The organism is Actinocrinis puniceicyclus (genome assembly GCF_018283645.1).
Classification (GTDB): Bacteria; Actinomycetota; Actinomycetes; order Streptomycetales; family Catenulisporaceae; genus Actinocrinis; species Actinocrinis puniceicyclus.
In genome coordinates this window covers 1-9,780 of the sequence record NZ_JAGSXH010000164.1, presented here as the reverse complement: position 1 = coordinate 9,780, position 9,780 = coordinate 1, and the positions used below count along the sequence as shown (strand labels likewise).

Below are 9,780 nucleotides of genomic sequence, written 5' to 3'. Positions count from 1 at the left end.
GCGCGGCACCATCGGTGCCGCGCCCCGCCGCCTCAGTATCAGGAGTCAGCTTTCAGCCGACAACATTGGTTGCTGTGGGTCCTCGGCAGTGTTCAGCCCGGGGACCGCGGCGCGCGGCTGGGCCCGCGAGAACTCGGACCGCGGTAGCCGACGCTCGGGGCTCACGCCGGGGTCTCATGCCCGGTCGTACTGCCTGGAACATCGGTGTCAATCTCGACAAGGTGCCCTCTGAGCGCCGCGAGGTCGGCTACATATACCGGGGGATCGTCATCGTCTAGAGGACTCGTGGCGAATGCCGCGATCGAACCGCTCAAGGCCACGGGAAAGAGGCGGTGTACCCCGCGAGTGAGATCACGCGGATACGCGGTGAGCGGGGCCTTTTCGAACAACGCAGTGGCGCACGCCGGGCGCCGCCACCGCGTGGGTTCCCTCGGGACCACGATGGCCGGGTCTGCAGCGGAGTATTCGATCAGGTAAGCAGTAACCGTGTCCGCGAGGGCGTGGAGTTGAGCGCCAAGAGCGGCGCCGTCTACGGAGCGGAGTAGCGCGCGCAGCTTCCAGGCCACAGGCACACCCTGGCGCAGGTGAAGGTGCTCGGCGACGTCAGTTTCCGCGCGGCGCACGGCGATGCCGTCCGCCGCCCGCGCGATGAACAGCGCGGCCTACGCTCCCTGTTCGGCCAGACGCGATTTATAGCGGGATTCTGCAGCGGTGCCGACCTTGCATGATCCGTCGGCGAAGATAGCGAGGTAGAGCCAGTGGGGCTGGTCGAGGTAGACGCGCACGTGCGGCGGCAGTGCGGCAGCAAGATGGGCGCGGTGCGCGGACGAGAATCCCTCTGCGACGCGGCACGCGGTGCATTGGGAGCCGCGGGGAATCAGCCTGCGCCGCTGGCAAGTGACGTGGGCGGGGGGTTGAGTGGATAGGTCGAAGTACCCGCAACAATACCGGCTTGTAGGCGCGGCCGATCGGTATTGCAGGGCTTCGTCCCAGCGCGAAAGGATGGAGGCGCCACCGTCGGCAGGTGCCATGCGTACCTGGGGCTGGTCGGGGTCTGCCCAGTCGATGCCAAGGAACAGCATGTCAGCGATCATCCGCGGGCTCCTCTGGGGGGGCGAGGCTTCGGCAATCAGCGTGTAGATCCAGTCCGTGGTCCTCGTGGCATGCCGAGCGCGAGCGCCAGTCTGGGCATCTGGAGATCGACAGGCGCATGCGGACGCTGGGTCAATCCGTCGCCCATCACTCCCGACTCGCAGCCTGCCAGCGGAAATGCGAACACTAGCCACAGCGAATGGGCAGCATTAGTGGCCATGTACGTCTTCTGGAGCAGCAAGTACGCGGCAACGCACATGCGCCTCATCGCTCTTGGGCCGCCAGCACAGCGCCCGTCGCCGTCGGGCGGCAAGACGGGATGCGGTTTTATGGCCTTGGCCCAGCTGCGAAAGTGTTAGAAGGCGTCACAGCTAAGGCTCGCAGGGTGAAGACTATCCCGGGGCAAGGTTCTGCGTGAGGTGCTCGTAGTACAGCAACTCCAAAACGATCTTGCCGGTGTTGAGGACCGCGCGGTCACGGTAGGGAGTGGAATCTCAGTGACAGATAGCCTCGTGACTGGTAGTGGCGGGTCGGCGCGTTGGCTGGACGCGTTTCCCTGGCTCGAAACTGCGGCATCAAGCCGCGATTCGATAGGATCCGACGAGGACGCGTGGTGGCTGGATCCCGTCGAGTTCTCAGGCCCCTTAGAGCGGGCAGAGCGACTTGCGTTTCTATCTGATCTGGCACTTGAGCGCTTGACCCGCTGGACCATCGGCCAGATTTTCCCATGCATTCCACCCCAACTCCCGTTAACCGCCCTGAGCGTGAACACCCGTGCGCGCAATGCATTCGCCCGCATGGGCTACTCACTGGTGAGTGACGTCCTCCCGATGGAGCTAGGCGAACTGCTCGGTCTGCCGAATATCGGCGTCGGCACCGTGGACTTGATCCTGCGCGCACTCGCCGACGCCTCGGCTAACACCGAGACTATGCCGCCGTCTCAGCCGAACCCGCTCGCGCCCGACACGGGCACGAGCATTGGGGACAAGCAGCAGACATGGTGGGGCCACAGCGTCGTCGAGGACATGAGCCTGCTGGCGAGCTGGCACGCCGCGCTCGGTGTCCCTGAGCGGCCTCTGCTAGGGATTGGGCTCCTGCCTGGCGCGCCGTCGGACGTCATCAAGGCCCGGCAGCGGCTCGAGGCAATCAACTCCACGGACGTGCTGGACCCCGCACAATACGATCTCGACGTAGCCTCTCTGTTGCAGAACCGCATATGCGAACTCGATCCGCGTGCCCAGCTCATCCTGGCTCGCCGCTTGTTCGCCGACCGGCCGCAGACACTTGACGAACTGAGCAGAACGCTGGATGTGACCCGCGAGCGGGTCCGGCAGATCGAGGCGAAGGCGCGCTCAGCAATGGTCGACTCGCTTGGACGTGGCGACACGCTCGAACTGGTCGGTTCAACCGTCCGTGACCTCGTCGGGCTGGTGCTGCCGCTCACGGATCTCTTGGAGTTTCTGCCCGCCCTCGGTCACACCGTGAAGCCGGTCGCCCAGCCAGCATGGCGTATCCTTGACCGTCTCGATGACTGCTACGAGATCGAGGACGACTGGTGCGCATCTCCGACAATCGCGGGAGCGCAGAGCGCGACATTGACCCGGCTCCAGGAGCTGGCCGATCACTACGGCGTCGTGCGCCTTGAGGATATCGGAGCGCTCAACGCGCATCAGTCGGACGCGGCAGGCCGTCGGGCGCTGCGCAGCTGGCTGCTGTACTGCGGATATACTCTCGACGGCGAGCACGTGCTGGTCAAGACCCACTCCGTGGGGGATCGCGCCGCGGCCATATTATCAATCGCCGGTTCACCGATGGCTTCTCAGGAGATTCTCGACCGGCTCGGCGTCGAGCGCACCCTAGGTTCGCTCAAGAACGCGATGGCGGCGGATGAGCGGTTCGAACGGGTCGACCGGGACCGGTGGGCACTGGCCGAGTGGGGACTGCAAACCTACGGCGGCGTACGGGCGCTGCTGCGCGAGGAGATCGCACGCGGCGCCGGACAGGTGGCGCTAGAGGATCTGATCGAGCGGATCACCGGCAGGTACAGCGTGACAGCCAGTAGCGTTGTGGCCTACGCGAACGCGGCACCGTTCGAAACCAAGGCCGGCGTCGTACGCCTGGCCATCACGGATCGGTACGTGCGCAAGAGCCCCGAGCGCACCCGTCGGCTCTTCCGGCATGATTCGCAGTGGTCGTACCGGATCACGGTGACCAAGGAGCATCTGCGTGGCAGCGGGTCGGTCGCGCCGGTGGCAATCGCCTCACTGTTGGGCATGCAACACGGCGAGACCCGACACCTGAATTCGGATCTCGGGCCGCAGAGCGTCAGCTGGGTGGGACCGCAGCCGACGTTCGGCACGATCCGGCGATTCCTCATCGCGCAGGACTTCGAAATCGGCAGCGAGGCGATGCTGGCTTTGCGCGACGACGGCTCGTTCCACATCGAGCACGTCGTCGCGCGGGGCACAGATCCGCTTGAGCAGGCCCTCGCTCTGGCCGGAATCACTAGTGCCGAAGGACTCAAGGCACCACACGTGGCACTCGCACGCGCTATCTTGCTGCCCGAGAACTCGCCCGCTGTCAGCATCATCGGCGGCTACCGAGAACGCGGGGATGAAGACATCGCAGACCTACTCACGCTGGCCAAGGATCGACTTGAGCACGTTAGCGGTGCGCGCCAATCCGAACCCAGCGTCGCCGACATCGACGAGATCCTGAGGCTCTTGTGAGCCCTGTCCCCTCACTCAAGGGTCTGCGCACGCTGGAAATCGCGTCGCGCTATCGCAGCGATCGTGAAGACGTCGTGCAAGGCTTCTACGTCCCGGCACTGGCCGCTGCCAGCACCTACAAGCGTGCGGTGGGTTACTTCACCTCCACCAGCCTGGCGCTGTTCGCCCGCGGGATCCGGGAGTTCGCGGATCGCGGGGGCGCCATGCAACTGATCGCCTCACCCTGCCTGAACGCCGATGACATCGCCGACATCGACCGCGGGTATGACGTACGTCGGATCATCGCGCGCGCCCTGCTGCGTGAGCTCGACGCCGAAGAGCGCGAAGCACTCCTCGACGGGCTCGGTCTCGTCGGGCGCCTCATCGCCGAAGGGCGTCTGGAGATCAAGCTGGCGTTCGTCGAGCAGCGCGGACGGATCGGGATCTACCACGAGAAGATCGGAATCTTCCGCGACGCCGTCGGCGACCTGATCGCCTTCACCGGCAGCGCGAACGAGACACTCGGCGGACTGGCGGCCAACTTCGAGTCCGTGGAGGTCTATCTCGGCTGGCTGCCCGGCGACGGCACACGGGCTCTGCGCATCGAGAAGGACTTCGACAACCTGTGGTCAGATAAGACAGCCAACCTTCGTGTGGTGGGTTTTCCCGAGGTCGCCCGCGACCGGCTCCTGGCGCTGGCCGAGCAGCATCCGAAAGCCCAGGTCCACGCACGCGATGATGCGTTCGGGCCGATCGTCGATGTCACAGAAGGTCCAGGCAGACTGGGCATCCCGCATGGGCTAGCCGTACGCGGATACCAGCGGGCCGCCATCGAGGCGTGGCTTGGCCAGCGCGGACGCGGCATCCTGAAGATGGCGACCGGCACCGGAAAGACCAAGACAGCGATGTTCGCCGCATGCCAACTCGCGCAGGTGCTCAGCCAACGCGAGCAGCCCCTGGTCCTGCTGATCGTGGCACCGTTCCAACACCTGGTTGATCAATGGGTCGCGGAGGTCGAGTCGTTCGGTGTGCGGCCGGTCGCCGTCTACGAGTCTAGCGACCGCTGGATGCGGGCCGTCGAGGAGCAGTTGGCCGCGGCGGCTCTCGGCCAGCGGCCCGTGGTGGCAATGGTGGCCACGAACGACTCGTTTGCCGGCGAGCGGTTCCAGGCCGTTCTCGCGCGCATCCGCCGGCCACTGCTCGTCATCGCGGACGAGGCCCATAACCTGGGCTCCTCGGCCTACCGTCAAGCATTGCCCGCCAACGCCACCTACCGCATGGCCCTGTCAGCGACGCCGGAACGCTGGTTCGACGATGAAGGCACCGCGGCGCTATCTGACTACTTCGGCCCGGTGGTCTATGAACTGGGACTCGGCCAGGCCATTGAGATGGGTGCGCTGTGCCGGTACCGCTACCTGCCACGGCTGGTCGAACTCACCGATACCGAGAACGAACTGTATGTCAACCTGACCAAGCAGATCGCCCAGTGCCTCTCGCGCGGCCTGAGCCTGAACGACACCGAGAGCGACTCGCCGATCGGGCACTTGCTGCGCCGGCGCGCAGCGATCCTCGGGCACGCCGAGGGCAAGCTGCCGCGCCTGCACGCGGATCTGGAGACCTTCCGAGACACCTGGTTCCAGCTCGTCTACTGCGCCGAGGGAACCCGCCCGGTCGAGACGGGCGAGCCTGCGGGACCCAGTCAGGTATCCCAGGTGATGGATCTGATCGGCAACCGCCTTGGACTATCAGCGCACTCCTACGTCTCGGACACCCCCCGCGCGCAGCGGCGTGCCCTGCTACGGCGGTTCAGCAGCGGAGACGATCTGCGGGTACTGGTCGCGATGCGCTGCCTGGACGAAGGCGTCGACATCCCCGATGCCCGGGTCGGCTACCTGTTGGCCAGCAGCAGCAATCCCCGCCAGTTTATCCAGCGCCGAGGCCGGATCCTGCGGCGGGCGCCCGGCAAGGACTTCGCGCAGATCGTCGACTACATCGCCGTGCCGCAAGACGGCACGCCGCTCAACTTCGAGATCGAGCGCGCACTGTTAACCCGGGAGCTGGAGCGGGCCAACGAGTTCGGAAGGCTCGCGGACAACTACGAAACGACCTTGGCCGCGCTGCGCCCACTCAAAGAGAAATACCACCTGATGCATCTGTAGATCACGTCCGACCAGCCGAAAGAGCTTCTATGTCCACTGCCAAGCGCACCGAGCAGGACGTCCTCCAGTCGCTGGACGAGAAGGAGCGCACGCTGCTCAAACGCGTCCTGGAGATCGAACGGGCGCGACTACACATCAGCGCGGCCGATCTCACCGATGACCTGCTCGCCGAAGTGAAGAAGGTCCTGCCATGAGGCTCCAGTCGATCACGCTGACCAACTTTCGGCAATTCGCCGGCGAGCAGACCTTCGACCTGCACACAGACGCAATCAAACCCGTGTGCCTGATCTTCGGAGCCAACGGTGCAGGCAAGACAACCTTGCTCAACGCGTTCACCTGGGCACTGTACGGCACCATGTCCGAGGACGTCGAAGAACAAGAACGCATGGTCACCGACAGCGTCTGGCGGGCGCTGCCCACCGGCGATTCCGTCGAGGTCGCGGTCGAGCTCACCTTCGACCACGAGGGGCACAACTACCGAGCCCGGCGCCGGGCGAGACTGATCAAAGATTCGGACGAGCAGAGCGCGCCGTCCGCTGACATCGAACTGTGGCAAACCAAGCCCGATGGCTCCTCCGAATCGGACAACGCGCCCCAGGAGCGCATCTTCAGCATCCTGCCCAAGGGCCTGAGCCGCTTCTTCTTCTTCAACGGCGAGCGCATCGAGAAACTGGTTCGCAAGGGCTCCTACACCGAGGTCCAGCAAGACATCAAGGCACTGCTCGGCTTGGAGCACGTGGAGCGAGCCATCGACCACCTGCCCAGGGTCGACCGCAAACTGACCGCCGATCTCAGGAAACACGGCGGCGAGAAAGCCAATCAGATCCAAACCGCGATCGACGAGCTCGACGAGCGCCAGAGCTCAGAACGAGAGGAGCTCAAGGTCCTTGAAGGCGACCTGGCCACGCTCACCGAGGAACGCGACAGCGTCTTGGAACTGCTGCGCCAGAACGCGAGCGTTGCCCCGATCCAGCGCGAACGCGACCGCACGGCAACGGACCTCACCGATGCGCGCGCACGACACCAAGTAGCGATCCGCGAGCGCGCCACCCTCGTGGCGACCAGCGGCTTCATCGCCTTCACCCAGAAGCTTGCCCAGAACACCGCGGAGATGGCTGCGGACCTCTACCAGCGCGGCGCACTGCCCGCGCCGCTCAAACGAGAGTTTGTCGAGCAGCTGCTCGCCGACGGCACCTGCATCTGCGGCAATGCGCTGACCGAGCACACCGAGGCACGCCACCAGGTCGAGGACTGGCGGCAGCGCGCCGGACTGCAGGAGGTTGAATCCGCCTGGCAACAGCTGCGCGGACAGATCGACCCGCTTCTGGGGGCACGCCAACAGCTACGCGACGCACTCGAGGCAGCGGTCAGGCGTGTAACAGCCGAACGAGATCAGGTGAACCGGCTCGAAGAACACATGTCCGAGCTCGACGGACAGCTCAAAGAAATCCGGCTGGAAGGCGTCCAAGAGCTCGAAACCAAACGCAAGGACCTCGACAACCGGATCAGCAGGAAGCAAGAACGCATCGGGGCGATCCGCGCGGGACTCGATGAAATCCGCAAACAGATTGAGAAAAAGACCGCGGAACGCAGCAGAGCCGAGGTTACCGACGAGCTGGCCGCCAAGGCCCGCGAGCGCTCCGATCTGGTTCAATCGGTCAAGCGCGCGCTCGAAGAGATCCTCGCGATCCGTTCCGCGAACATGCGCGACAAGCTCGACCGCAAGCTCAAGGACACCTTCGGTAAGATCGTCATAAAGCCGTACGAGCCGCGTCTGTCGGAGGACTTCGAACTCGCGCTCTACCAGGACATCGACGGCTTCGAGATGTCCGTGGCCAAGTCCACCGGAGAAAACCAGATCCTGAGCTTATCGTTCGTCGCCGCCGTCTCCCAGCTCGCCCGTGAGCTCCGCACCGAACGCCGCGCCGAAGGCGACGCGCCGGACGACGCCGGCACCTATCCGATCGTGATGGACGCCGCGTTTGGCTCTCTCGACACCAACTACCAGCGCGAAGTCTCGCGCGCGCTGGCGCAGATGGCGCCCCAGCTCGTCGTCCTGGTCTCCAAGAGCCAGGGCCTGGGTCAGGTGGTCGAGGAACTCGGTCCCTACGTCAGCCACCTAGGGGTCATCGTGACACATACGACGGGCAGTGCGGACACCTCGGACGATATCGAATTGAACGGTGCCGCCCACCCGTACATCCGCGCGCACGCCGACTCGAACCACGCCGAACTGAAGGTGATCAAGTGACCGCGCCCAGCGGGGACCCTCGCGTGCGACGCCCGCAACAGCACGAAGGACTGCTCGCCGAACTGCGCACCGACGCTCTCTTCCCGACCTTTCGCGACGTCTTGCTGTTCGCCGCCGCACTCGGATCACACATCGGACGGCGCGTGCCCCTCACCTCGGCCAGCGAGCCGATCCGGTACGAGACCCTCCGGGAGCCCGCCTTCGCGGACGCCCTCGTCAACATGATCGCCGCCAACGAGCCCCCACGCGATCCGGAGATCATGGACCACACGCGGCTCGCCGAACGGATCCGGATCTTCGAGGAATACGTCAACGGCGGCCTCGAGTACCTCCAGGAACAGATCAACGTGCGGCACCAACCAGCAGATGTGGTCGTCATCGCACTCACCACCGAGGCATTCGAACACGACGGCGGTGCCGAAGCAGTTTCGGTCGATGAACTCCTCAGTGGAGTCAACTGGTAAATATGCGGAGTGACTGCACTTACTGATCCAGAAGGGCCGAGGGTCTCGGCAGGAAGCCACCGAGGATGGCCAGTATTGCAGGCTCTTGGGGCGGTTGAGCGCTGTTGCCGGCCCACAGCGCCTGACGGCGCCGCGCGGGCACGGCGCGGTCACGGATGCAGCTAGACGCGCCATTACGCAGCCGCATAGAACAGTAGGAGGCTGGGCCAAAATATGGACAAATTGGGACAGATCAACATCGGGCCGAATGGCCAGACACCAGCCGGATTGTCAGGGAGCTGACTCTTAATCAGCGGGTCGAAGGTTCGGATCGTCCCGATCTGCACTGGCCGCTGCCGCTGCATGTCGACCGAGACTGTTCCGTCCGCACGATGTGACGCGACCTGACACGAGCTTCACCGCCACGATCTTGGCCGAATGTGCCAGTTCAACCCGGTCCACGCCAGATGTTGCCGCGTCGTCCATGACTTGCTCGCAGTCGGCGCCTGCCGACATGAGGCGGCAATCTGCGGCCGTGGCCTGCCGCGACGCGCGCATTCGCCCCGCACCGCCGCTCTGTACCATCGCGTAGCAGCCCGTCCAGGGGCTGCCGTGTCGGCGCAGCGGACCCGAGCGCCACCGTTCACCCGCCGGGCTGTTACAGCAATAGGTGGATTCGTGTGGCATGGGCCACACCCCGGATCTTGTTACATCCGGCCTTGATCATCCCGTTTATAGGTGAACGCCCGAATACGGCGGACCCGCGCCCCGGCTGCGCACCCTGCAGGCCGAGCGCACCCACCCCCGCGAAAGGCACCACCGATGACCGCTCCCACAGCCCCTGTTCGCCCCGAGTCCCTGCCGCCGACCCTGGACATCGTCACCGCCGGCCGCCTGCTCGGGATCGGGCGCACCACCGCGTATCAGCTGGCCCGCCACGGCCGCTTCCCCGTCCCGGTGCTGCGCGTCGGCGGCAGCTACCGGGTGCCCACCGCGCCACTGCTCGCCCTGCTGGGCATCGATGCGCCCGCCGTCGCCGCGCCGCAGACCACTGCGGCGTGAGCGTCCCGCCCGCGGCCCGTGGAGGTTCTTCACCACACCGGTGAAGAACCTCCACCAGACGGGTT

General features: G+C 65.3%; 7 protein-coding genes. 6 read left to right on the top strand and 1 reads right to left on the bottom strand.

Annotated features, from left to right (window positions below; all coding sequences use genetic code 11):
* Positions 1–662 precede the first annotated feature (662 nt).
* Entirely contained in the window at positions 663–1,094 is a 432-nt protein-coding gene (locus KGA66_RS26250; protein WP_211471770.1) for a DUF2797 domain-containing protein, read from the bottom strand.
* A 693-nt stretch (positions 1,095–1,787) separates the two neighbouring features.
* On the opposite strand from KGA66_RS26250, the gene KGA66_RS26245 reads away from it, so the two are divergent.
* The 6 genes from KGA66_RS26245 (at position 1,788) to KGA66_RS26220 (ending at position 9,715) form a co-directional block, all read left to right on the top strand.
* Complete coding sequence (locus KGA66_RS26245) at positions 1,788–3,821, top strand: sigma factor-like helix-turn-helix DNA-binding protein (RefSeq protein WP_211471768.1); 2,034 nt, start codon at positions 1,788–1,790, stop codon at positions 3,819–3,821.
* Positions 3,818–5,959, top strand: coding sequence for a DEAD/DEAH box helicase family protein (locus KGA66_RS26240; RefSeq protein ID WP_211471766.1), 2,142 nt, complete (start codon positions 3,818–3,820; stop codon positions 5,957–5,959). Before KGA66_RS26245 ends, KGA66_RS26240 begins: the two co-directional genes overlap by 4 nt.
* A gap of 29 nt (positions 5,960–5,988) precedes the next feature.
* The gene (locus tag KGA66_RS26235; protein ID WP_211471764.1) at positions 5,989–6,153 is read left to right on the top strand and encodes a hypothetical protein; all 165 of its coding nucleotides are present in this window, start codon (positions 5,989–5,991) and stop codon (positions 6,151–6,153) included.
* Entirely contained in the window at positions 6,150–8,210 is a 2,061-nt protein-coding gene (locus KGA66_RS26230; RefSeq protein WP_211471761.1) for an AAA family ATPase, read from the top strand. The genes KGA66_RS26235 and KGA66_RS26230 overlap by 4 nt, the downstream gene beginning before the upstream one ends.
* On the top strand, positions 8,207–8,674 hold the full coding sequence (locus tag KGA66_RS26225) for a DNA phosphorothioation-associated protein 4 (RefSeq protein WP_211471759.1): 468 nt from the start codon (positions 8,207–8,209) through the stop codon (positions 8,672–8,674). Before KGA66_RS26230 ends, KGA66_RS26225 begins: the two co-directional genes overlap by 4 nt.
* An 801-nt stretch (positions 8,675–9,475) precedes the next feature.
* Positions 9,476–9,715: a helix-turn-helix domain-containing protein gene (locus KGA66_RS26220; protein ID WP_211471757.1), complete on the top strand. Its 240-nt coding sequence runs from the start codon at positions 9,476–9,478 to the stop codon at positions 9,713–9,715.
* Positions 9,716–9,780: the final 65 nt, after the last annotated feature.